Here is a 23,826-nt window from a genome sequence, read left to right as displayed (position 1 = left end):
ATTTGTCTGAAAGTTCGAAGTGGGCATCTAACCCTGTTGTCTCGGGACGGGCGAGCCGCTACGATGCGTTTTAGCACGACCATTCGAAAATCTGTGAGGAGACGCGCGGCATGGACAAAATTTGGCTGAAATCGTACCCACCCGGCGTTCCAGCCGAAATTGACACGTCCCCGTATCCATCCATTCCGGATCTCCTCGACGAAAGCTTCCGGCAGTATCGCGACCGGAAGGCGTTCGTCTGCATGGGCAAGAGCATCACGTACGGTGAGCTCGATGCGCTGTCGCGCCAGTTCGGCGCGTGGCTGCAGTCGCGCGGTCTGAAACGCGGCGCGCGCGTCGCACTCATGATGCCGAACGTGCTGCAGTATCCGGTGGCGATCGTCGCGGTGCTTCGCGCGGGCTACACCGTCGTCAACGTGAACCCGCTCTATACGCCGCGCGAACTCGAGCACCAGCTGAAGGACAGCGGGGCGGAAGCGATCGTCATTCTCGAGAACTTCGCGTCGACGCTTCAGGCCGTCATTGCGAATACCGCGGTCAAGCATGTCGTGGTCGCGTCGATGGGTGACCTGCTGGGCATCAAGGGCTGGCTCGTCAACTACGTCGTGCGCAACGTGAAGAAGATGGTGCCGGCCTGGCAGCTTCCGTCGTTTACGCGCTTCAAGGCCGCGCTGTCGGAAGGCGCACGGCAAACGTTCAAGCCGCAGAAGCTCGGCCCCGACGATGTCGCGTTCCTGCAATACACGGGCGGTACGACGGGTGTCGCGAAGGGCGCGACGCTGCTGCACCGGAACATCGTGTCGAACGTGCTGCAGGCCGGCGCGTGGCACCATCCGGCCCACGAGAAGCACCCCGACGTAAAGCAGTTCGTGACGGTCGTCGCGCTGCCGCTTTATCACGTGTTCGCCTTGACCGTCTGCGGCTTCCTGACGATGCGCACGGGCGGCATGGGGATCCTGATCCCGAATCCGCGCGACATCGGCGGCATGATCAAGGAGTTGAAGGGGTACCAGATCTCGACGATTCCGGCCGTCAACACGTTGTACAACGCGCTGCTGAATCATCCCGAATTCAACCAGCTCGACCTGTCGAAGCTCGTGATCGCCAACGGTGGCGGCATGGCGATCCAGGAAGGCGTCGCGAAGCGCTGGTACGAGAAGACCCATACCGCGATCATCGAAGGGTATGGCCTGTCCGAAACGTCGCCGGTGGCGACCTGCAACCCCGTGACGGCGACCGAGTACAGCGGGACGATCGGGTTGCCGCTGCCGTCGACCGAGGTGGCGATTCGCGACGACGCCGGTAACGACGTCGCGCTCGGCGAGCCCGGCGAAATCTGCATCCGCGGGCCGCAGGTCATGGCCGGCTACTGGAATCGTCCGGACGAAACCGCGAAGGTCATGTTCGCTGACGGTTTCTTCAAGACGGGCGACGTCGGCGTAATGGACGCGCGCGGTTACGTGAAGATCGTCGACCGGAAGAAGGACATGATCCTCGTATCCGGCTTCAACGTGTATCCGAACGAGGTCGAGGACGTGGTGGCATCGCATCCGGGCGTGTTCGAAGTAGCGGCGGTCGGCGTGCCGGACGAGCATTCGGGCGAAGCCGTGAAGCTGTTCGTCGTGAAGAAGGACCCGGCGCTCACCGACAAGGACATCCTCGCGTACTGCAAGGAGCGGCTCACCGGCTACAAGCGTCCGAAACTCGTCGAGTTCCGCACCGAGTTGCCGAAGACGAACGTCGGCAAGATCCTGCGGCGCGAACTGCGCGACGGCCGCGCGTAACACCGAAGTCGAACGAACGAGCCCGGCATGTGCCGGGCTTTTTCTTTTGTGGCGGGCGAGCGGCAGATGCCGTTGCCGCCGTTACACCTTCACCTGATATGGCCTGAACGCCATGCGTCGGACGCGTGCCGGCGGAGCGCACTTCGCCGGATCGTCGATGGCTGCTTCGCCATCGAGCGCTGCAGTCGCTGCTGTGCTTCAACGCATGCGCGGTGCACGGGTGCCGGCGAAGTAGCGTGGACGTGGACGAGTCGATCGGTCGGCGACGCGGTGCCGCGAAACGCACTCCTTTCGGACCGCAAAAGAAAAAGGCGCCCGAAGGCGCCTTCAATATGCTGCGGCTTGTCAGGCAAGCTGATTAGAACTTGTGACGGATACCCACGCGGGCTGCGACCTGGTTGCTGGTGCTCGAGCCTGCGAGGTTGTTGATCGAGGCGGTTGCCTGGACCGGATCGCCATCCGCGTCGAGCACGGTGCCCGATGCGTGTTGATACACGCCGATCGCGTAGACGTCCGTGCGCTTCGACAGGAAGTAGTCGACGCCCAGCGAGCCCTGGTGGTACTTGGCTGCCGAGTTGCCGTCGATCTTGCTGCCTTGCGTGTAGTCGTACGCTGCGCCGACGATCAGTGCCGGGGTCAACTGATACTTGAAGTTGATTTCGCCGTTGTTGAACGTCGCGGTCTGGTTCACGAACGGACCCGCGGAGAAGCCCTTGAACTTGACGTTCGAGTACGTCGCGCCGATCGTCGCTGCGCCGAACGTGTAGGCGCCGCCAGCACCGATGACCTGGTACGTGTTCGCATTGTTCGCGTACGTGCCGTAGACCGGCGACGAGACCGAAGCCGACGTGGAACCGTTGTTGAACATGCCGCCGTACTGGTTCGGCGTGCGTGCGTTCAAGTAGCCGACGCCCAAGACCAACGGGCCGTTGCTGTAGCCTGCGCCGAGCGACCAGACCTGGTTCTTCGAGAACTGGCCTGCCTGACCGCCGAAGCTATACAAGCCGCCGAACGTGAAGCCGCCGTAGTTTGCGCTCGTGAACTTGACCGCGTTGTTCACGCGATAGGCGTTGTTGAAGTTGTCGAGGTCGCCCGGGTGAGCTGCGATGTAGCCGCCCCACTGGTCGCCTGCCTCCAGCGGGCCGACGAAGTCGACGACGGAGTCGTACTGACGACCCAGCGTCACCGTACCGTAGTTGCTCGACAGGCCGACGAAAGCCTGGCGGCCGAACATCAGGCTACCCTGACCGAGCTTGCCGCTGTTCACGTCAAAACCGTTTTCGAGGGTGAAGATCGCCTTCAGGCCGCCACCGAGGTCTTCGGTGCCGCGCAGGCCGAAGCGGCTGCCTTGCATCACGCCGCTGCCCAGGCTGTACAGGTGCTTGCCGCCTGCGTTGTTGTTGAACAGAAGGCCTTCATCGATGATGCCGTAAAGCGTCACGCTGCTTTGCGCATGGGCTGCGCCAGCAAACGCGCCCAGCGCGACGAGCGCGAGAAGCGACTTTTTCATTAACGGATCTCCAAGAATCACTGAATTTTTTTTGACGGGGCAGATAGTTATGTTGTGTTGACGGGCCCCATCAACTTCACAAGAAGTCGCTCGTAATGTAGCAAAACCGTTTTTTGCCACAAAGCGAAATGCCGCACCCCAAGGCTGCCATGTTTCCTTTATGCAACAATGGTTAAAATCACGGGTTAACCGCAATTTCCGCTGAATAATCAAGTCGGTTACGCAGCGGATCACGTGTTCTTGCCGCCCGCGGCAGCACACGCAGCCAGGAGAACAGGATGGTGTTGGATGAACTGATCAGCGAATTCGATCGCGGCCTGCGATCGCTGACCGGCGTCAGCCGGATGAGCCGCGCAGTGCCCGTGCCGGCGGAGCCGCCGGCCGGCGAACTCACGCCCGCGGAGCGCACGCATGCGGCAGGACTCATGCGCGTGAATCACGTCGGCGAAGTGTGTGCGCAGGCGCTCTACCAGGCGCAGAAACTGACCGCGCGCTCGTCGACGTCGAAAACGATGTTCGAGGAAGCCGCACGCGAGGAGGAGGACCATCTCGCCTGGACCGCGCATCGGCTGAAGGAACTCGATTCGCGCCCGAGCGTGCTCAACCCGCTGTGGTACGTCGGCGCGCTCGCGGTCGGCGTGGCAGCCGGTACGCTTGGCGACAAGGTCAGCCTCGGCTTCATGGCGGAGACGGAGCGCCAGGTCGAGAGCCACCTCGACTCTCATCTGTCCGAGCTGCCGGCGACCGACACGGCGTCGCGCGCGATCGTCGAGCAGATGCGTGCCGACGAGGTGAAACACGGCAAGGCCGCGACCGACGCCGGCGGAATCGAACTGCCGCTGCCCGCGCGAATGCTGATGCGCGCAGCGTCGAAAGTCATGACGAGCACTGCGTACTATCTCTGAGATTTGGACCGGGGCGGCGCACGGCGCCGCCCCGGTCCGCCGTCCCCGATACCGCCCGTTTTTTCCGCGTTTTCCCGCCCCCGAAAGCCCCGTCCGAACGCCAGTCTGGCCCGCCTTTCTCACGTATCACCTTCACAAGTTGCACTAGCTCATTCATTTATAACGGTTTTTGGAATGAGGGGCCGCATGAGCATGTTCGCGTAAGTCCTTGTTCTAACTAACAAAATTCGTCAAAAAACCGGACCGCTCCCTTGACCGTGCCAAACCCTTCCTCTAAAGTGGGAGACAGTGTGAGAAAGTGTATTTTTGTGTGATTTGGCGGGCAATTCCGGCTAAATTCTGAGCGTTGAGCGGGTGCTTCGGTGCCCTGAACGGGAGAGCGGAAAGTGTTCCAAGGGGCGTCGGCGCTGACGCTCGATGCGAAAGGGCGGATGTCGGTGCCAGCTCGCTATCGCGAAGCGCTGCAAGGACAGGCAGAAGGACGGGTGACTGTGACCAAGCACCCGGACGGCTGCCTGTTGCTGTTTCCACGCCCTGAATGGGAAGTATTCCGCGCCAAGATCGCCGCGCTGCCGATGGACGCACATTGGTGGCGGCGGATTTTTCTCGGTAATGCGATGGATGTCGATCTCGACAGCGCGGGCCGGATTCTTGTATCGCCCGAGCTGCGGATGGCAGCCGGACTTGAAAAGGAAGTCATGTTGTTGGGAATGGGTAGTCACTTCGAGCTGTGGGATTCGCAGACCTACATCGCGAAGGAGCAGGCAGCGATGGCGCAGGGCATGCCCGACGCGCTGAAGAATTTCACGTTCTGATTGCGGTGACGGAGACGCCCGCGATGGGAAACGAATTGCAGCATCGGACCGTGTTGCTGGACGAAGCAGTCGAGTCGCTCGTGACGCGACCGGACGGCGTGTATGTCGACGGCACGTTCGGGCGTGGCGGTCATAGCCGCGCGGTACTCGCGCGGCTGGCGCCCGCCGGACGGCTGATCGCGTTCGACAAGGATCCGAGGGCGATCGAGACGGCGCAGCGCATCGAGGATGCGCGCTTCTCGATCGTGCATGACAGCTTTGCATCGATGCGCGACGCGCTTGCGGCGCGCGGCGTCGAGAAGGTGTCGGGTGTGTTGCTGGACCTGGGCGTGTCCTCGCCGCAGGTGGACGATCCGGCGCGCGGCTTCAGCTTTCGCGCCGATGGTCCGCTGGACATGCGAATGGATCCGACGCGCGGCGAGTCGGCCGCTGAATGGCTCGCACGGGCATCGGTGCAGGAACTGACGGAGGTGATACGGGATTATGGGGAAGAACGGTTTGCTTTTCAGATTGCAAAGGCGCTTGTTGCTCGCCGGGCAGAGTCCGACCGTCTTGGGCCTCTCGACACCACGGGCGAGCTTGCCCAAATCGTGGGTCACGTCGTCAAAACCCGTGAGAAGGGCAAGGATCCGGCAACCCGCACCTTTCAGGCTATACGGATTCACGTCAATCAAGAGCTTGCGGACCTGCAAGTCGTACTAGGCGCGGCATTGTCGTTGCTGGAGCAAGGGGGGCGGCTGGTGGTCATCAGCTTTCATTCACTCGAGGACCGGATCGTCAAACGATTCATGCAGGCGCACGCGAGTGCGCCTGCGGTCGATCGTCGCCTGCCGATCCGTGCCGTCGACCTCCCGAGCCCGCCGCTCAAGATAATCAGCCGTCAGTTTCCGAGTGAAGCGGAAGTCGTCGCGAATCCGCGCGCCCGGTCGGCCGTGATGCGCATCGCGGAGCGCGTCACGCCATGAGCCGCTTCAATATCTTCCTGCTGATCATCGTGATGGGGTGCGCACTGTCGGTCGTCAACTCGACGAATCAGCAGCGCCAGTTCTTCATCCAGCTGCAGCGCGCGCAGTCGCAGGAGCGTCAGCTCCAGCAGGACTATGCACAGCTTCAGTATCAGCAGAGCGCGCTGTCGAAGACCTCGCGCATCGAGCAACTCGCGAACGATTCGCTGAAGATGCAGCCGATCACGACGGGCCGTACCCAATACCTGACGCTGCCGCCGGGCGCCGTGAAGGCGATCGACGCGCCGATTCCCGCTTCGGCCGACGCGGCCACCAAGGGCAACGGAGGCGTGCGATGAAACCGTCGCAGAAGCGTCAGGACGTGAAATTCTCGTCGAGCCCGGTGCTCGGCGTGCACCTGCCGATGTGGCGCTCGAAGCTCGTCGTGTTCATGCTGTTCATGGCGTTCGTCGCGCTGGCCGCGCGGGCGTTCTGGATTCAGGGGCCGGGCAACGCGTTCTATCAGAAGCAGGGCGAAAGCCGCTACCAGCGCACGCTCGAACTGCCGGCCACGCGCGGCAAGATTCTCGACCGTAACGGGCTCGTGCTCGCGACGAGCCTGCCCGTGCGCGCGATCTGGGCGATTCCCGACGCGGTGCCGGACGATCTCGACGCGGACAAGATCAACCAGCTCGGCAAGCTCCTCGGCATGACGCCGAAGGAACTGCGCGTGAAGCTGTCGGAAGACAAGGGTTTCGTCTATGTAAGGCGCCAGGTGCCGATCGACGTCGCGGACAAGGTCGCGGCACTCGATATCCCGGGCATCTACCAGCGCAACGAATACAAGCGCTTCTATCCGGAAGGCGAGATCACCGCCCACCTGATCGGCTTCACGAACGTCGAGGACGAAGGGCAGGAAGGCGTCGAGCTGGGCGACCAGAAGATGCTGGCCGGCACGTCGGGCGTGCGCCGCGTGATCAAGGACCGGATGGGGCACATCGTCGAGGACGTCGCCGAACAGATTCCGCCGCACAACGGGACCGACGTCGACCTGTCGATCGACAGCAAGATCCAGTACATCGCATACGCAAACCTGAAGGCCGCCGTCGAGAAGTTCAAGGCGAAGGCCGGCGCGGCGATGGTCGTCGACGTGCGTACCGGCGAGGTGCTCGCGCTGGTCAACTATCCGACTTACAACCCGAACGACCGCTCGCACCTGACGGGCGAGCAGCTGCGCAACCGGATCCTCACCGACGTGTTCGAGCCGGGCTCGATCATGAAGCCGTTCACGGTATCGCTCGCGCTCGACCTGCATCGCGTGACGCCGAACACGCTCGTCGAAACGGGCAACGGGCACTTCGTGCTCGACGGCGCGCCGATCAGCGACGATGCGGGCTTCGGCACGCTGACGGTCGGTGGCGTGATCCAGAAGTCGAGCAACATCGGCGCGACCAAGATCGCGATGACGATGCGGCCCGAGGAAATGTGGGACATGTATACCAGCATCGGCCTCGGCCAGGCGCCGAAGGTCGGCTTCCCGGGCGCCGCGGCCGGCCGCCTGCGCCCATGGAAGAGCTGGCGCCGCATCGAGCAGGCGACGATGTCGTACGGCTACGGCCTGTCGGTGTCGCTGTTCCAGCTGGCGCGGGCGTACACCGCGATCGCGCACGACGGCGAAGAGATGCCGGTGACCATTTTCAAGACCGACCCCAACCAGAAGGTCACGGGAACGCAGGTGTTCTCGGCGAACACCGCGCGCGAAGTGCGCACGATGCTCGAGACCGTGGTCGCGCCGGGCGGCACGTCGCCGGACGCCGCCGTGCCCGGCTATCGCGTCGGCGGCAAGAGCGGCACCGCGTACAAGCATGAAGGCCACGGCTATACGCGCAAGTACCGCGCGTCGTTCGTCGGGATGGCGCCGATGCCGAATCCGCGCATCGTGGTCGCGGTGTCGGTCGACGAACCGACCGCCGGCAGCCACTTCGGCGGCCAGGTGTCGGGCCCCGTATTCTCGGCGATCGCGGGCGATACGCTGCGCGCGCTGAACGTGCCGCCGAACATGCCGATCAAGCAGCTCGTCGTCTCCGACGATACGCCGGGCGCGCCCGCCGACAAGCCGGGCCCGCAAAAGCTGGCGGCAGGCGGCACCGCGAAGCATATGATCGTGTCCAGCACGACGCGTAATTCACCAGGAGTTGTTCGATGAGCGCCGCTCGCAGTTCCCATCCGGCGCATCAGCAGATCGCAGCCGCGCTCGCGTGGCTGCGTCAGCATGTGGCCCCCGCGGCGCAGTTGCATGCCGACACGCGCAGCCTGCAGGCCGGCGACGTGTTTCTCGGCTATGCGGTCGACGGGGCAGACAATCGCGCTTTCATTGCCGACGCCGTCGCCCGTGGCGCGGCCGCCGTGCTGTATCAGCCGGACGGTCTCGCAGCGGCACCGGCCGCACCCGTCGCGCTCGCGGTGCCGGCGCTCGACCAGCTGGCCGGCGAGATCGCCAGCGGCTGGTACGGCGATCCGAGCGACAGCCTGCTCGCGGTCGGCGTGACCGGCACGAACGGCAAGACGTCGTGCACGCAATGGATCGCCGCCGCGCTGACGGCGCTGCACCAGCCGTGCGCGCTGATCGGCACGCTCGGCACGGGCATGCCGGGCCACCTGGTGCCGACGGGTTTCACGACGCCGGACGCGCCGCAGCTGCAGCGCAGCCTCGCGCAACTGCGCGACGTCGGCGCGAAGGCGATCGCGATGGAAGTGTCGTCGCACGCGCTGCATCAGGGGCGCGTGAACGGCACGGCGTTCGACATCGCCGTATTCACGAACCTCACGCAGGATCACCTCGACTATCACGGCACGTTCGACGCGTACGAAGCCGCGAAGGCGAAACTGTTCGCGTGGCGCGGGCTGCGCGCGGCGGTCGTCAACCGCGACGACGCTGCCGGCCGCCGCCTGCTCGAGAAGCTGGCCGGCCGCGTGCGCACGATCGCGTACGGGATCGGCGACGCGCAGGCGCCCGACGCCGATCGCGAACTGATCGCGCTCGACGTGCGCGCGACCGCCACGGGCACCGCATTTCACCTGCGCTCGTCGTGGGGCGACACGGACGTCGAAGTCGGCACGCTCGGCACGTTCAACGTCAGCAACCTGCTCGCGGTGCTTGGCTCGCTGCTCGCGGCCGACGTACCGTTCGACGCGGCCGTGGCCGAGATTGCACGGCTCGAGTCCGTCAACGGCCGGATGCAGCGTCTCGGCGGCCGCCTGCAGAACGACGAACCGCTGGTCGTGATCGACTACGCGCATACGCCCGACGCGCTCGAGAAGACGCTCGACGCGCTGCGCCCGATCGCCGCGGCGCGCGGCGGCAAGCTCGTCTGCATGTTCGGCTGCGGCGGCGATCGCGATGCGACGAAGCGTCCGCTGATGGGCGCGATCGCCGAGCGGCTCGCCGACGAAATCGTCGTCACGAGCGACAACCCGCGCAGCGAGGATCCGCAGCGCATCATCGACCAGGTCATCGCGGGCATGACCGTGCCCGATCACGCACGTCGCATCGAGGATCGCGCGAGCGCGATCCTGCAGGCCGTGCGCGGAGCCGCCCGCGAGGATGTCGTCGTACTGGCCGGCAAGGGCCACGAGGCGACGCAGGAAATCATGGGCAAGAAACGCACGTTCTCCGATCAGGATCACGCGCGGCTCGCACTTGCGGCGCGCGCGACGCACGGCAAGGGGGCTGGCGAATGACGATGCTCAGTCTCGGCGCAGCCGCCCGCCTGATCCCGGGCGCCACCGTTCACGGCGATCCGGCCACCACGTTCGAGCGCGTCTCGACGGACAGCCGCACGGTCGGCCCGGGCGACCTGTTCGTCGCGCTGAAAGGCGAGCGCTTCGACGCGCACGACTTCCTCGGTGACGTGGCCGCGCGCGGCGCGACCGCGGCGCTCGTCGCGCATGCGCCGGCGGGCCTTGCGATGCCGGTCATCGAAGGCGGCGAAACGCGTGCCGCGCTCGGCGCGCTCGCGCACGGCTGGCGCAAGCAATTCGCGGTGCCGCTCGTCGCGGTGACGGGCAGCAACGGCAAGACGACCGTGAAGGAAATGATCGCGTCGATCTTCGCTGCGGCAGTCGGTGCCGACGCAAGACTCGCGACGGCCGGCAACCTGAACAACGACATCGGCGTGCCGCTGACGCTGTTGCGCCTGTCGGCCGCGCATCGCATCGCGGTGATCGAGCTCGGGATGAACCACCCGGGCGAGACCGACATCCTCGCGCGCATCGCGGCGCCGACCGTTGCGCTCGTCAACAACGCGCAGCGCGAGCATCAGGAATTCATGGCGACGGTCGAAGCCGTCGCACTCGAACACGCGGCGGTGATCCACGCGCTGACGCCGGACGGCGTCGCGGTGTTTCCGGCGGACGACGCGTACGCCAGCATCTGGCGTGTCGCGGCGACCGGTAACCGGATCCTCGATTTCGCGCTGCACGACGCCGATCGGCAGGTCGATGCGCAGGTCAAAGGTCGCCTGCACGGCGGCGAACTTGCGATCGACACGCCGTCGGGCACGGTGACGCTGCGGCTGCGCGCGCTCGGCGAGCACAACGCCCGCAACGCGCTGGCGGCCACGGCCGCGGCGCTCGCAGCCGGGGTCGAGCTGGCGGCGATCAAGCAGGGCCTCGAATCGTTCGAGCCGGTGAAGGGCCGCTTGCAGGTCCGCAAGGCGAGCGCCGGCAGTCTCGCAGGCGCGACGATCGTCGACGACACCTACAACGCGAACCCCGACTCGATGCGCGCGGCCATCGACGTGCTGGCCGCGCAACCGGTGCCGCGCGTGCTGGTGGTCGGCGACATGGGCGAAGTCGGCGACGAAGGGCCGGCATTTCACCGCGAGATCGGCGCATATGCGCGTGAGCGCGGAATCGATGCGCTGTTCGCGCTCGGCGACGCGTCGCGCGATGCCTGTACCGCGTACGGCGACACGGCCCGCCATTTCGGCGACGTTGGCCCGCTGGTCGACGCGCTGCTTGCAGCGGGCTACGGCGCGCAGGCGACGGTGCTCGTGAAGGGCTCGCGGTACATGAAGATGGAGCGCGTGGTCGACGCGCTGACGAACCAACCCGCAGCGGGCACCGCGCCCGCCGCACACTGAGTAGAAGGAAGGAAGCATGCTGCTGGCGCTGGCGCAATGGCTGCAAGGAGACGCAAGCTTTTTGCGCTTGTTCACGTACCTGACGTTCCGAGCCGTGGGGGCAACCATCACGGCGCTCGGGATCGGGCTCGTGTGCGGACCGTGGGTGATCCGCAAGCTGACGCAAATGAAGGTCGGGCAGGCGGTCCGCAAGGATGGCCCGCAGAGCCATCTCGTCAAGTCGGGTACGCCGACGATGGGCGGCGTGCTGATCCTGATCGGCATCGCGGTCGCGACGTTGCTGTGGGGTGACCTGACGAACCGCTTCATCTGGATCGTGATGCTCGTCACGTTCGGCTTCGGCGTGATCGGCTGGGTCGATGACTACCGCAAGGTCGTCCACAAGGACCCGCGCGGGATGTCGTCGCGCGAAAAGTATTTCTGGCAGTCGGTGATCGGGCTGTTCGCGGCCGTCTATCTCGCGTTCAGCGTATCCGAAGCGAGCAACGTGCGCGTGTTCGACCTGTTCATGGCGTGGGTGCGGAGCGGTCTGTCGATGGGGTTGCCCGCGCGTGCCGACCTGATGTTGCCGTTCCTGAAGTCGATCAGCTATCCGCTCGGCGTCTGGGGCTTCATCGTGCTGACCTATTTCGTGATCGTCGGCGCGAGCAACGCGGTGAACCTGACCGACGGCCTCGACGGTCTCGTGATCATGCCGGTCGTGCTGGTCGGCGCATCGCTCGGCGTGTTCGCGTACGTGATGGGCAGTTCGGTCTATTCGAAATACCTGCTGTTTCCGCACATTCCGGGCGCGGGCGAACTGCTGATCTTCTGTTCCGCGATGGGCGGGGCAGGGCTCGCGTTCCTTTGGTACAACACGCACCCCGCGCAGGTGTTCATGGGTGACGTCGGCGCGCTGGCGCTCGGCGGCGCGCTCGGCACGGTCGCGGTGATCGTGCGCCAGGAAATCGTGCTGTTCATCATGGGCGGCATCTTCGTCGCGGAAACGCTGTCGGTGATGCTGCAGGTGTCGTGGTTCAAGTACACGAAGAAGCGTTACGGCGAAGGGCGCCGCCTGCTGAAGATGGCGCCGCTGCATCACCATTTCGAATTGTCCGGCTGGAAGGAAACGCAGGTCGTGGTGCGTTTCTGGATCATCACGTTGATGCTGTGCCTGTTCGGTCTGTCCACCCTCAAGCTGCGGTAAAGGAAAGGTAACAAGGATGTCTGGCGAGATGTTTGGAGATCGGCAACGGCCGATGGTGCTCGTGCTGGGGCTCGGAGAGTCGGGTCTCGCGATCGCGCGGTGGTGCGCGAGGCACGGGTGCCGGCTGCGTATTGCCGATACCCGCGAGGCGCCGCCGAACCTTGCCGCGTTGCAGGCTGAAGGGATCGATGCCGAGTTCGTCGGCGGGCCGTTCGCGCCCGCACTGCTCGACGGCGGCGTCGAGATCGTCGGGCTGAGCCCCGGCCTGTCGCCGCTCGAACCGGAACTCGCCGCGCTGGTCGCGGCCGCGAACGAGCGCGGGATCGCGGTGTGGGGCGAACTGGAATTCTTCGCGCAGGCGCTGCGCGCGCTCGGCACGAGCGGCTATCAGCCGAAGGTGCTCGCGATCACCGGCACCAACGGCAAGACCACGACGACGAGCCTCACGGGCCTGCTGTGCCAGCGCTCCGGCAAGAAGGTTGCCGTCGCCGGCAACATCAGCCCGGCGATGCTCGACCGGCTCGCGGGCGCGATCGACGACACCGCGCTGCCCGACGTGTGGGTGCTCGAACTGTCGAGCTTCCAGCTCGAAACCGCGCGCACGTTCGCGCCCGATGCAGCCGCGATCCTGAACATCACGCAGGATCACCTCGACTGGCACGGCAGCTTCGACGCGTATGCGGCGGCGAAGGGCCGGATCTTCGGTGCGACGACGACGCGCGTGCTGAACCGCGACGATGCGACCGTGATGAAGTTCGCGCCGGCGGCGGGCGCTGCCGATGCGGCACGCACGGTCACGTTCGGCCTGAACGAACCGGTGCAGGACGGCGACTACGGGCTCTCGCGCGATAACGGCATCGCATGGCTGGTGGAGGCGGTCGACCGCGATGCGCCGGACGAGACGATGACGAGCCGCCGGCGCAAGCGCGACGGCGTGCATACGCCCGACATCGCGCAGAAGCGCCTGATGCCGGCCGACGCGCTGCGCATCCGCGGGCTGCACAACGCGGCGAACGCGCTGGCCGCGTTCGCGCTCGCACGAGCGATCGACCTGCCGGCCGCGCCGCTGCTGCACGCGCTGCGCGAATACCGCGGCGAGGCACATCGCGTCGAAGTGATCGCGACGATCGACGACGTCGACTACGTCGACGACAGCAAGGGAACGAACGTCGGTGCAACGGTGGCCGCGCTCGACGGGCTTGCACAGAAGATCGTGCTGATCGCGGGCGGCGACGGCAAGGGGCAGGATTTCGCGCCGCTGGTCGCGCCGGTCGCGCGCTGGTGCCGTGCGGTGATGCTGATCGGCCGCGATGCGCCGGCGATCCGCGACACGCTCGCCGAAACCGGCGTGCCGCTCGTCGATCACGTGACGCTCGAAGGCGCGGTGCATGCCGCCGCCGAGCTCGCCGAACCGGGCGACGCGGTGCTGCTGTCGCCCGCCTGCGCGAGCCTCGACATGTTCAAGAACTACGCCCATCGCGCGGACGTGTTCCGCGCGGCGGTGGATGAAATCGCCATCGACAAAGGAGCGACGTCATGAGCTGGTCCGATCGCCTCGTCTCCCGTTTCAACGATCGACGCGACACCGGCGGCAATGCCGCGGGCGGCCGCGTCGCATCGGCCACGCGTGCCGCGACAGGCGGCCTCGCGAGCGTCGTCAACGGCGTGCGGCCGAGCCGTTCGCGGATGCTCGACTTCGATTACTCGCTGCTGTGGGTCGCGATCGCGCTGCTCGGGCTCGGCGTCGTGATGGTGTATTCGGCGTCGATCGCGATGCCCGACTCGCCGAAATACGCGTCGTACCACGATTACGCGTTCCTGATGCGCCACGTCATCTCGCTCGTCGTCGCGTTCATCGCGGCGGTGATCGCGTTCCGCGTGCCGATCTCGACGTGGGACAAATACGCGCCGCATCTCTTCCTGATAGCGCTCGTCGGTCTCGTGATCGTGCTGATTCCGCACATCGGCAAGGGCGTGAACGGCGCGCGCCGCTGGATTCCGCTCGGCATCACGAACATGCAGCCGTCGGAAATCATGAAGCTCGCGGTGACGATCTACGCGGCGAACTACACGGTGCGCAAGCAGGAGTACATGCAGAGCTTCGCGAAGGGCTTCCTGCCGATGGCGTTCGCGGTCGGTCTCGTCGGCGCGCTGCTGCTGCTCGAACCTGACATGGGCGCGTTCATGGTGGTCGCCGCGATCGCGATGGGCGTGCTGTTTCTCGGCGGCGTGAACGGCAAGCTGTTCGGCGGCCTCGTCGCGACGGCGGTCGGCACCTTCACGATGCTCGTGTGGCTGTCGCCGTGGCGTCGCGAGCGGATCTTCGCGTATCTCGATCCGTGGGACGAACGCTACGCGCAGGGCAAGGCATACCAGCTCACGCACTCGCTGATCGCGTTCGGCCGCGGCGAGTGGTTCGGCGTCGGCCTCGGCGGCAGCGTCGAGAAGCTGAACTACCTGCCGGAAGCGCATACCGACTTCATCCTCGCGGTGATCGGCGAGGAACTCGGCTTCGTCGGCGTGCTGGTCGTGATCCTGCTGTTCTACTGGATCGTGCGCCGCTCGTTCGAGATCGGCCGCCAGGCGCTCGCGCTGGATCGCACGTTCGCGGGCCTGATGGCGAAGGGCATCGGTATCTGGTTCGGTGCGCAGACCTTCATCAACATGGGCGTGAACCTCGGCCTGCTGCCGACCAAGGGCCTGACGCTGCCGCTCGTGAGCTACGGCGGCTCGGGCATTCTGCTGAACTGCGTCGCGCTCGCGGTGTTGCTGCGGGTGGACTATGAAAATCGCGTACTGATGCGCGGAGGGAAAGTATGACCGCGTCGCGACGCACGCTGATGGTGATGGCAGGCGGCACCGGGGGCCACGTGTTCCCGGGGCTCGCTGTCGCGCACCGGATGGAAGCGGCGGGCTGGCGCGTGGTATGGCTCGGCAATCCGGCCGGGATGGAAGCGACGCTCGTGCCGAAGCACGGCATTCCGATGGAGTACGTGCGCTTCGGCGGGCTGCGCGGCAAGGGCCTGAAGACCAAGCTGACGTTGCCGTTGAACCTGCTGCGCGCATGCTGGCAAAGCCTCGGCGCGCTGCGCCGCGTGCGGCCGGACGTCGTGCTCGGGATGGGCGGCTACATCACGTTCCCGGCAGGTGTGATGACCGCGCTGTCGGGCCGTCCGCTCGTGCTGCACGAACAGAATTCGATCGCGGGCCTCGCGAACAAGGTGCTCGCGAAATTCGCGAAGCGCGTGCTGGTCGCGTTCCCCGGTGCGCTGCCGCACGCGGAATGGACCGGTAACCCGATCCGCGCGGAACTTGCGCGCACGGAAACGCCCAAAGCACGCTATGCATCGCGCAGCGGTCCGCTGAACGTGCTGGCCGTCGGCGGCAGTCTCGGCGCCGCCGCGCTGAACGAAGTCGTGCCGCGCGCGCTGGCGCTGCTGACGCCGGGCGAGCGCCCGCGCATCGTGCACCAGGCCGGCGCGAAGCACATCGACGCGCTGAAGGCGAACTATGAAGCGGCCGGTTTCGCCGGCGGCGACGATGTGCGGCTCGTGCCGTTCATCGACGACATGGCGACCGCTTACGCGGCGGCGGATCTCGTGATCTGCCGCTCCGGCGCGATGACGGTGTCGGAGATCGCGGCGGTGGGCGTGGCGGCGCTGTTCGTGCCGTTCCCGTACGCGGTCGACGATCACCAGACGACCAACGCCGCGTTCCTCGCCGATGCGGGGGCAGCGGTGCTGGTGCAACAACGCGACCTGTCGGCGGAACTGCTTGCCGACTGGCTGCGCGGCCAGTCGCGGGCGTCGCTCGCGGACATGGCGGAGCGTTCGCGCTCGCTGGCGAAGCCCGAGGCCACCGACGAAGTCGCGCGCGTCTGCGCGAAGGTGGCCGGCGCGAACCTGGAAGAACTGCAATGAAACACATCGTCAAACATATTCATTTCGTCGGGATCGGCGGCGCGGGCATGAGCGGCATCGCCGAAGTGCTCGTCAACCTCGGCTACGAGGTCAGCGGTTCGGACCTGTCGCGCAACGCGGTGACCGATCGTCTCGAGGCGCTCGGCGCGCGGATCGCGATCGGCCACGATGCGGCGAACATCGAGGGCGCGAATGCGGTCGTCGTATCGACGGCCGTGCGCTCGGACAACCCGGAAGTACTGGCCGCGCGTCACCAGCGCGTGCCGATCGTGCAGCGCGCGGTGATGCTCGCGGAGCTGATGCGCCTGAAGCAGGGCATCGCGATCGCCGGCACGCACGGCAAGACCACGACGACGAGCCTCGTCGCGAGCGTGCTCGCGGCGGGCGGGCTGGACCCGACTTTCGTGATCGGCGGCAGGCTGATCAGCGCCGGCGCGAACGCGCGGCTCGGCACGGGCGACTTCATCGTCGCCGAAGCCGACGAGTCGGACGCGTCGTTCCTGAACCTGTATCCGGTGATCGAAGTCATCACGAACATCGACGCCGACCACATGGACACCTACGGCCACGATTTCGCGCGGCTCAAGCAGGCGTTCATCGAATTCACGCAGCGCCTGCCGTTCTACGGCAGCGCGGTGGTGTGCGTCGACGATCCGAACGTGCGCCAGATCATCCCGTTCATCTCGAAGCCGGTCGTGCGCTACGGGCTGTCGCCGGACGCGCAGGTGCGCGCGGAAGACATCGACGCGCGCGACGGCCGGATGCATTTCACGGTGATCCGCGAAGGCCGTGCGCCGCTCGCCGTGGTGCTGAACATGCCGGGCCTGCACAACGTGCAGAACGCGCTTGCGGCGATCGCGATCGCGACTGATCTCGGCGTGTCGGACGACGCGATCCAGCTGGCGCTGGCGGAGTTCAACGGCGTCGGCCGGCGCTTCCAGCGCTACGGCGAGGTGCCGTGCGCGGCCGGCGGCCAGTACACGCTGATCGACGACTACGGTCATCACCCGGTCGAGATGGCCGCGACGGTCGCGGCCGCGCGCGGTGCGTTCCCGGGGCGGCGCCTCGTGCTGGCGTTCCAGCCGCACCGCTATACGCGCACGCGCGACTGTTTCGACGACTTCGTCAACGTGCTGTCGACGGTCGACGCACTGGTGCTGACGGAAGTCTATGCGGCCGGCGAGGCGGCGATCGCGACGGCCAACGGCGACGCGCTGTCGCGCGCGCTGCGCGCCGCGGGCAAGGTTGAACCTGTGTTCGTCGCGTCGGTCGACGACGTGCCGGATGCATTGGCAAAGGTCGCGCAGAACGGCGACGTGGTGATCACGATGGGCGCGGGTTCGATCGGCGGTGTGCCGGCGAAGATCGTGCAGAACACGCAACAGAAGGGATGACATGAGCGGGATCGATCCGAAACGTTTCGGCAAGGTGGCGGTGTTGTTCGGCGGCGAATCCGCCGAGCGCGAGGTGTCGCTTACCTCGGGCCGCCTCGTGCTGCAGGGCCTGCGCGATGCGGGCATCGACGCGCATCCGTTCGACCCGGCCGAGCGGCCGTTGTCGGCGCTGAAGGACGAAGGCTTCGTGCGCGCGTTCAACGCGCTGCACGGCGGCTACGGCGAGAACGGCCAGATCCAGGGCGCGCTCGATTTCTACGGGATCCGCTACACGGGCAGCGGCGTGCTCGGCTCGGCGCTCGGTCTCGACAAGTTCCGCACGAAGCTCGTGTGGCAGCAGACGGGCGTGCCGACGCCGCCGTTCGAAACGGTGATGCGCGGCGACGATTACGCGGCGCGTGCAACGGAGATCGTCGCGAAGCTCGGCCTGCCGCTGTTCGTGAAGCCGGCGAGCGAGGGGTCGAGCGTCGCGGTGCTGAAGGTGAAGACGGCCGACGCGTTGCCCGCCGCACTGTCGGAGGCGGCGACGCATGACAAGATCGTGATCGTCGAGAAGAGCATCGAGGGCGGCGGTGAATACACCGCGTGCATCGCCGGCGATCTCGACCTGCCGCTGATCAAGATCGTGCCGGCCGGCGAGTTCTACGACTACCACGCGAAGTACGTCGCCGACGATACGCAGTACCTGATCCCGTGCGGGCTGCCGGCCGAACAGGAAACCGAACTGAAGCGCATCGCGCGCCGCGCCTTCGACGTGCTGGGCTGCACCGACTGGGGCCGCGCGGACTTCATGCTCGACGCCGCCGGCAACGCGTATTTCCTGGAAGTGAACACGGCCCCCGGGATGACCGACCATTCGCTGCCGCCGAAGGCCGCGCGCTCGATCGGCATCAGCTATTCGGAGCTGGTCGTGAAGGTGCTGTCGCTCACGCTCAACGACTGACGCAGGAACGGAACGACGTATGTGGAACAACGTTCGCCAACTCAACCTTGCCGCCAGCGCGCTGTACGCGCTGTTGCTGCTCGTGTTGGCGGCGGCCGGCTGCTACTGGCTGATCCAGCGTCCGACGTTCGCGCTGCGCGAAATCCGGATCGACGGCGACACCGAGCACATCAACACGCCGACGGTGCGCGCCGGCGTGGTCGGCAGGCTGAAGGGCAATTTCTTCACGGTCGATCTCGACACGGCGCGTGCCGCGTTCGAGCAGATGCCGTGGGTGCGGCACGCGAGCGTGCGGCGGGTGTGGCCGAATGCGCTGGCTGTCACGCTCGAGGAGTACAAACCGCTCGGGACCTGGGGTAGCGCGCAGCTCGTGAGCACCGATGGCGAGCTGTTCACCGCGAACCAGGGCGAGCTGGATCACGAACTGCCCGCGTTCGATGGCCCGGAGGGCAGTGCGAAGGAAGTCGTCACGCGGTATCGCGACTTCACGAACTGGTTTGCGCCGTTGAAGGCGGCGCCTGAAGAAGTGACGCTGTCGGCGCGTTACGCGTGGACGGTGAAGCTGTCGAACGGCATGCAGGTCGAGCTGGGCAAGGAACGCACCAGCGAAACCCTGCACGACCGGAGCCAGCGCCTCGTCGCCGCGTGGCCGGCCGTCACGGAGCGTTGGGGCAACGACATCGAGTACGCGGACCTGCGTTATCCGAACGGATTCGCGATTCGTGCGGCAGGCATGCGGTTCCTGACCGATACCGACAAGCGCAAGAAGTAACGAGAGATCACACGCAAGAGCACTTTATGAGCAAAGACTACAAGGATCTGCTGGTTTCCCTCGACATCGGCACGTCGAAGGTGGTGGCCATCGTCGCCGAGCTGAAGGGCGAAGGCCATTACGAGGTCATCGGCCTCGGCCAGAGCGAATCGAAAGGTCTGAAGAAGGGCGTGGTGGTCAACATCGAGGCCACCGTGCAGTCGATCCAGCGCGCGCTCGAGGAAGCCGAGCTGATGGCCGACTGCAAGATCACCAACGTGTTTACGGGGATCGCGGGCAGCCACATCCGCAGCTTCAATTCGAGCGGGATGGTCGCGATCAAGGACAAGGAAGTCACGCAGACCGACGTCGCGCGCGTGATCGAGACCGCGAAGGCGATCAACATCCCGACCGACCAGCAGGTGCTGCACATCCTCACGCAGGAATTCATCATCGACGGCCAGGAAGACGTGCGCGAGCCGATCGGGATGAGCGGCATCCGCCTCGAGGTGAAGGTGCACATCGTGACGGGCGCGGTCAGTGCCGCGCAGAACATCGTCAAGTGCGTGCGCCGCTGCGGGCTGGAAGTGAACGACCTGATCCTGCAGCCGCTGGCGTCGTCGCTGGCCGTGCTGACGGAAGACGAGAAGGATCTCGGCGTGGTGCTGGTCGACATCGGCGGCGGTACGACCGACATCGCGATCTTCGCCGAAGGCGCGATCCGTCACACCGCGGTGATTCCGATCGCCGGCGACCAGATCACGAGCGACATCGCGATGGCGCTGCGCACGCCGACGCCGGATGCGGAAGACATCAAGGTCGGCTACGGGATCGCGAAGCAGGCGCTCGCCGATCCGGACGAGATGGTCGAAGTGCCGGGCCTCGGCGAACGCGGTCCGCGCACGCTGTCGCGCCAGGCGCTCGCCGCCGTGATCGAGCCGCGCGTCGAGGAACTGTTCTCGCTCGTGCAGCAGGTCGTGCGCGAGTCGGGTTACGAAGAACTGCTGAGCTCCGGCGTGGTCATTACCGGCGGGGCGTCGATGATGCCCGGCATGGTCGAGCTCGGCGAAGACATTTTCCTGAAGCCGGTGCGCATCGGCGCGCCGGAATATGCAGGCGGCCTAGCCGACGTGGTGCGCAATCCGCGCTACTCGACGGCGATGGGCCTGCTCGTCGAAGGCAGTGCTCAGCGCATGCGCGGCCGCAAGGTCGCCGTGCAGTCCGGCAACGCGGGGCAGGTTTTCTCGCGGATGAAGGAATGGTTCCTGAGCAACTTCTGACGCAAGAAACGAATCGAAATTCGCGCTGGTGCCGGCGGCTGGCGCGCGACAGGGGGTTGCCCGATCTCCTGCCGAATAACGGCCGAGCAGGTTTATTTTCTTGACGGAGGCAACAATGGAATTCGAAATGCTGGAAACCGAAACCAACGGCACCATCATCAAGGTGGTGGGCGTTGGCGGCGCTGGCGGCAATGCCGTGCAGCACATGATCAACCGCGGCGTGCAGGGCGTCGACTTCATCGTGATGAACACGGATGCACAGGCGCTGTCGCGTGCGCGTGCGCCGTCCGTGATCCAGCTCGGCAACACCGGCCTTGGCGCCGGCGCGAAGCCGGAGATGGGGAAGGCTGCAGCGGAAGAAGCACGTGAGCGCATCGCGGACGCACTGCGTGGCGCGCACATGGTGTTCATCACGGCAGGCATGGGCGGTGGCACGGGCACGGGCGCAGCGCCGGTGGTCGCGCAGATCGCGAAAGAGATGGGCATCCTGACGGTTGGCGTCGTCAGCAAGCCGTTCGAGTTCGAAGGCGGCAAGCGCATGCGCGTCGCGGAAGCAGGCTCGCAGCAACTGGAGGATCACGTCGACTCGCTGATCGTCGTCCTGAACGACAAGCTGTTCGACGTGATGGGCGATGACGCCGAGATGGACAAGTGCTTCCAGTGCGCAGACGACGTGTTGAACAACGCAGTCGCGGGCATCGCCGAAATCATCAATGTCGATGGCCTCGTGAACGTCGACTTCGAAGACGTGAAGACGGTGATGGGCGAGCAGGGCAAGGCGATGATGGGCACGGCGACGGTTGCCGGCGTCGATCGCGCGCGCCTCGCGGCGGAACAGGCCGTGGCGAGCCCGCTGCTCGAAGGCGTCGATCTGTCGGGCGCGCGCGGCGTGCTTGTCAACATCACGTCGAGCCGTTCGCTGCGTCTGTCGGAAACGCGCGAAGTGATGAACACGATCAAGAGCTACGCGGCGGAAGATGCGACGGTGATCTTCGGCGCGGTGTACGACGACGCGATGGGCGATGCACTGCGCGTGACGGTCGTGGCGACGGGTCTGGGCCGTGCGGCGAAGAAGCAGCAATCGGCTCCGATGACGCTGCTGCGCACGGGTACCGACAACCAGCCGGTCAGCGCGGTCTCGCACGGCTATGCACAGCCGCAACACGTCAGCACGGCCGACTACGGCGCGCTCGATACGCCGGCGGTGTGGCGCAACTCGCGCGAAACCGCGGCATCGCACGTGCAGGCGCTGCAGGAGAAGGGTGTCGACACGTACGACATCCCGGCTTTCCTGCGCAAGCAGGCTGACTGACGGACGCACACACAGGCGAAGCCGCGGCGGGGTCGCCGCGGTAACGCCGGCGTGACGGATGCTACGGACCACGACAGGCCGCGTCGGATGCGACGCCGGGCCGGGAGACGTGCCCTCTTCGCATGAGCGGAGCGGGATGGGACGTGCTGTCCGCAACACGCTGAAAAACCGTATCGCTATGAGGGACCAGCCATGATTCAAGTGGGCGACGCGCTGCCCGACGCGCAACTGTTCGAATTCATCGACGACGCGCGCGAAGGGTGCACGCTTGGGCCGAATGCCTACAGCGTGCGCGACCAGGTTGCGGGAAAGCGGGTGGTGATCTTCGGATTGCCGGGCGCTTTCACGCCGACCTGCTCGGCGCAGCATGTGCCGGGCTATGTCGAGCACGCCGAGCAATTGCGCTCGGCGGGCATCGACGAGCTCTGGTGCGTGTCCGTCAACGACGCATTCGTGATGGGCGCATGGGGACGTGATCTGCACACCGCGGGCAAGGTGCGCATGATGGCGGACGGCAGCGCTGCTTTCACTCATGCGCTGGGGCTGACGCAGGATTTGTCCGCGCGTGGCATGGGAATCCGTTCCCTGCGCTACGCGATGGTGATCGACGACGGTGTGGTCAAGACGCTGGTCGTCGAAGCGCCGGGCAAGTTCGAAGTGAGCGATGCGGCGAGTGTGCTCGCGACGTTGACGTCCTGATCGTGCGGTGCGCCGTTGCCTGACGGCAACGTCGCTCACCGGGCCTCAGGATAGTTGTAACACGGGCCGATGACCGGAAACGCCTCCGTTCCGGGCATCGGCCCGTCCCGTATCGACGCGGGTAAACAGCCGAAACAGATTGATACGCAGTTTCAAACAGCGTTGAATAGGGAATTACGCTATAATCCCGCCTATCGAATATAACTCCTGATTGATATCTTCAATCAAGGCGAAGAACACCATGTTGAAGCAGCGCACCATCAAATCCATCGTGAAGACCGTTGGGATCGGTGTCCACTCGGGCCGCAAGATCGAGCTGACGCTCCGTCCCGCCGCGCCGGGCACGGGCATCGTCTTTTCGCGCGTCGATCTGCCCACGCCCGTCGACATTCCCGCCACGGCGACGTCGATCGGCGACACGCGGCTTGCGTCGGTGCTGCAGAAGGATGGCGTGCGCGTGTCGACGGTCGAGCACCTGATGTCCGCGTGCGCGGGTCTCGGCATCGACAACCTGTATGTCGACGTGACGGCCGAGGAAATCCCGATCATGGACGGCAGCGCGGCGACCTTCGTGTTCCTGATCCAGTCCGCCGGTATCGAAGAGCAGAACGCGCCGAAGCGCTTCATCAAGGTGAAGAAGACGGTTGAAATCCGTGATGGCGACAAGTTCGCGCGCCTCGATCCGTATTTCGGCTTCAAGCTGAAGTTCTCGATCGACTTCCGTCACCCGGCCGTCGACAAGACGGGCCAGGAGCTCGAAGTCGATTTCGCGAACACGTCGTACGTGCGCGAGATCGCGCGTGCGCGCACGTTCGGCTTCGCGCACGAGGCCGAGATGCTGCGCGAGATGGGGCTTGCACGCGGCGGCAGCATGGACAACGCGATCGTGCTCGACGAGTACCGCATCCTGAACAACGACGGGCTGCGCTACGACGACGAGTTCGTGAAGCACAAGATGCTCGATGCGATCGGCGACCTGTACGTGATCGGCCATCCGTTGCTCGCGTCGTACACGGCGTACAAGTCGGGTCACGGGCTGAACAACCGGCTGCTGCGCGAGCTGCTCGCGCACGAAGATGCGTACGAGATCGTCACGTTCGACGATCCGCAGACCGCGCCGAGCGGCTTCGCGTTCGACACGCAGACGGCCTTCGCCTGATCGGCGTCCGGCACGAGCCATAAAAAAAGCGACCTTCGGGTCGCTTTTTTGTTTTTTTGGGCCGCTGCCGGGGCAGCGCG

20 protein-coding genes are annotated in these 23,826 nt (G+C 65.7%); 19 read left to right on the top strand and 1 reads right to left on the bottom strand.

What is annotated here, in order from left to right:
• Window positions 1-110: 110 nt before the first annotated feature.
• Complete coding sequence (locus tag BX604_RS05120; protein ID WP_098549860.1) at window positions 111-1,784, top strand: long-chain fatty acid--CoA ligase; 1,674 nt, start codon at window positions 111-113, stop codon at window positions 1,782-1,784.
• 358 nt (window positions 1,785-2,142) lie between these two features.
• On the opposite strand, the gene BX604_RS05115 is transcribed toward BX604_RS05120, so the two are convergent.
• A complete protein-coding gene (locus BX604_RS05115) occupies window positions 2,143-3,294 on the bottom strand; it encodes a porin (RefSeq protein WP_098549859.1) in 1,152 nt (383 codons plus the stop codon).
• 278 nt (window positions 3,295-3,572) lie between these two features.
• Here BX604_RS05115 and coq7 point away from each other — a divergent pair, with 278 nt between their 5' ends.
• The 18 genes from coq7 to lpxC all read left to right on the top strand — a co-directional run bounded on the left by coq7 (window position 3,573) and on the right by lpxC (window position 23,746).
• Window positions 3,573-4,199, top strand: a complete 627-nt coding sequence (gene coq7 / locus BX604_RS05110) for a 2-polyprenyl-3-methyl-6-methoxy-1,4-benzoquinone monooxygenase (protein ID WP_098549858.1) — start codon at window positions 3,573-3,575, stop codon at window positions 4,197-4,199.
• A 386-nt stretch (window positions 4,200-4,585) separates the two neighbouring features.
• The gene (gene mraZ, locus BX604_RS05105) at window positions 4,586-5,014 is read left to right on the top strand and encodes a division/cell wall cluster transcriptional repressor MraZ (protein WP_006400450.1); all 429 of its coding nucleotides are present in this window, start codon (window positions 4,586-4,588) and stop codon (window positions 5,012-5,014) included.
• A gap of 23 nt (window positions 5,015-5,037) precedes the next feature.
• Window positions 5,038-5,979, top strand: a complete 942-nt coding sequence (gene rsmH / locus BX604_RS05100) for a 16S rRNA (cytosine(1402)-N(4))-methyltransferase RsmH (RefSeq protein WP_098552701.1) — start codon at window positions 5,038-5,040, stop codon at window positions 5,977-5,979.
• Complete coding sequence (ftsL, locus tag BX604_RS05095; RefSeq protein WP_098549857.1) at window positions 5,976-6,317, top strand: cell division protein FtsL; 342 nt, start codon at window positions 5,976-5,978, stop codon at window positions 6,315-6,317. Before rsmH ends, ftsL begins: the two co-directional genes overlap by 4 nt.
• Window positions 6,314-8,164: a peptidoglycan D,D-transpeptidase FtsI family protein gene (locus BX604_RS05090; RefSeq protein WP_098549856.1), complete on the top strand. Its 1,851-nt coding sequence runs from the start codon at window positions 6,314-6,316 to the stop codon at window positions 8,162-8,164. Before ftsL ends, BX604_RS05090 begins: the two co-directional genes overlap by 4 nt.
• A complete protein-coding gene (locus BX604_RS05085) occupies window positions 8,161-9,699 on the top strand; it encodes a UDP-N-acetylmuramoyl-L-alanyl-D-glutamate--2,6-diaminopimelate ligase (protein ID WP_098549855.1) in 1,539 nt (512 codons plus the stop codon). Before BX604_RS05090 ends, BX604_RS05085 begins: the two co-directional genes overlap by 4 nt.
• On the top strand, window positions 9,696-11,102 hold the full coding sequence (locus BX604_RS05080; protein WP_098549854.1) for a UDP-N-acetylmuramoyl-tripeptide--D-alanyl-D-alanine ligase: 1,407 nt from the start codon (window positions 9,696-9,698) through the stop codon (window positions 11,100-11,102). The genes BX604_RS05085 and BX604_RS05080 overlap by 4 nt, the downstream gene beginning before the upstream one ends.
• A 16-nt stretch (window positions 11,103-11,118) precedes the next feature.
• Window positions 11,119-12,288 (top strand): phospho-N-acetylmuramoyl-pentapeptide-transferase, encoded by a 1,170-nt coding sequence (gene mraY, locus BX604_RS05075; RefSeq protein WP_098549853.1) that lies wholly within the window; start codon window positions 11,119-11,121, stop codon window positions 12,286-12,288.
• Window positions 12,289-12,316: 28 nt separating this feature from the next.
• Window positions 12,317-13,828: a UDP-N-acetylmuramoyl-L-alanine--D-glutamate ligase gene (murD, locus tag BX604_RS05070; RefSeq protein ID WP_098549852.1), complete on the top strand. Its 1,512-nt coding sequence runs from the start codon at window positions 12,317-12,319 to the stop codon at window positions 13,826-13,828.
• On the top strand, window positions 13,825-15,108 hold the full coding sequence (ftsW, locus tag BX604_RS05065; RefSeq protein ID WP_096506152.1) for a putative lipid II flippase FtsW: 1,284 nt from the start codon (window positions 13,825-13,827) through the stop codon (window positions 15,106-15,108). Before murD ends, ftsW begins: the two co-directional genes overlap by 4 nt.
• Window positions 15,105-16,208, top strand: coding sequence for an undecaprenyldiphospho-muramoylpentapeptide beta-N-acetylglucosaminyltransferase (gene murG, locus BX604_RS05060; RefSeq protein ID WP_098549851.1), 1,104 nt, complete (start codon window positions 15,105-15,107; stop codon window positions 16,206-16,208). Before ftsW ends, murG begins: the two co-directional genes overlap by 4 nt.
• The gene (gene murC / locus BX604_RS05055; RefSeq protein WP_098549850.1) at window positions 16,205-17,602 is read left to right on the top strand and encodes a UDP-N-acetylmuramate--L-alanine ligase; all 1,398 of its coding nucleotides are present in this window, start codon (window positions 16,205-16,207) and stop codon (window positions 17,600-17,602) included. The genes murG and murC overlap by 4 nt, the downstream gene beginning before the upstream one ends.
• Window position 17,603: 1 nt before the next feature.
• Window positions 17,604-18,545, top strand: coding sequence for a D-alanine--D-alanine ligase (locus BX604_RS05050; protein WP_098549849.1), 942 nt, complete (start codon window positions 17,604-17,606; stop codon window positions 18,543-18,545).
• Window positions 18,546-18,564: 19 nt separating this feature from the next.
• Window positions 18,565-19,317: a cell division protein FtsQ/DivIB gene (locus BX604_RS05045; RefSeq protein WP_096506160.1), complete on the top strand. Its 753-nt coding sequence runs from the start codon at window positions 18,565-18,567 to the stop codon at window positions 19,315-19,317.
• A 26-nt stretch (window positions 19,318-19,343) separates the two neighbouring features.
• On the top strand, window positions 19,344-20,576 hold the full coding sequence (ftsA, locus tag BX604_RS05040; protein WP_059500905.1) for a cell division protein FtsA: 1,233 nt from the start codon (window positions 19,344-19,346) through the stop codon (window positions 20,574-20,576).
• Between the two features lie 115 nt (window positions 20,577-20,691).
• Window positions 20,692-21,888, top strand: coding sequence for a cell division protein FtsZ (ftsZ, locus tag BX604_RS05035; RefSeq protein ID WP_011883181.1), 1,197 nt, complete (start codon window positions 20,692-20,694; stop codon window positions 21,886-21,888).
• Between the two features lie 192 nt (window positions 21,889-22,080).
• A complete protein-coding gene (locus BX604_RS05030; protein ID WP_098549848.1) occupies window positions 22,081-22,587 on the top strand; it encodes a peroxiredoxin in 507 nt (168 codons plus the stop codon).
• A 241-nt stretch (window positions 22,588-22,828) separates the two neighbouring features.
• Window positions 22,829-23,746, top strand: coding sequence for a UDP-3-O-acyl-N-acetylglucosamine deacetylase (lpxC, locus tag BX604_RS05025; RefSeq protein ID WP_096506164.1), 918 nt, complete (start codon window positions 22,829-22,831; stop codon window positions 23,744-23,746).
• The last annotated feature ends 80 nt before the right edge of the window (window positions 23,747-23,826 follow it).

This window comes from Burkholderia sp. JKS000303 (genome assembly GCF_002563755.1).
GTDB lineage: Bacteria > Pseudomonadota > Gammaproteobacteria > Burkholderiales > Burkholderiaceae > Burkholderia > Burkholderia anthina_B.
The sequence above is the reverse complement of the archived record's forward strand: the minus strand, read 5'-3'. Positions and strand labels throughout refer to the sequence as shown.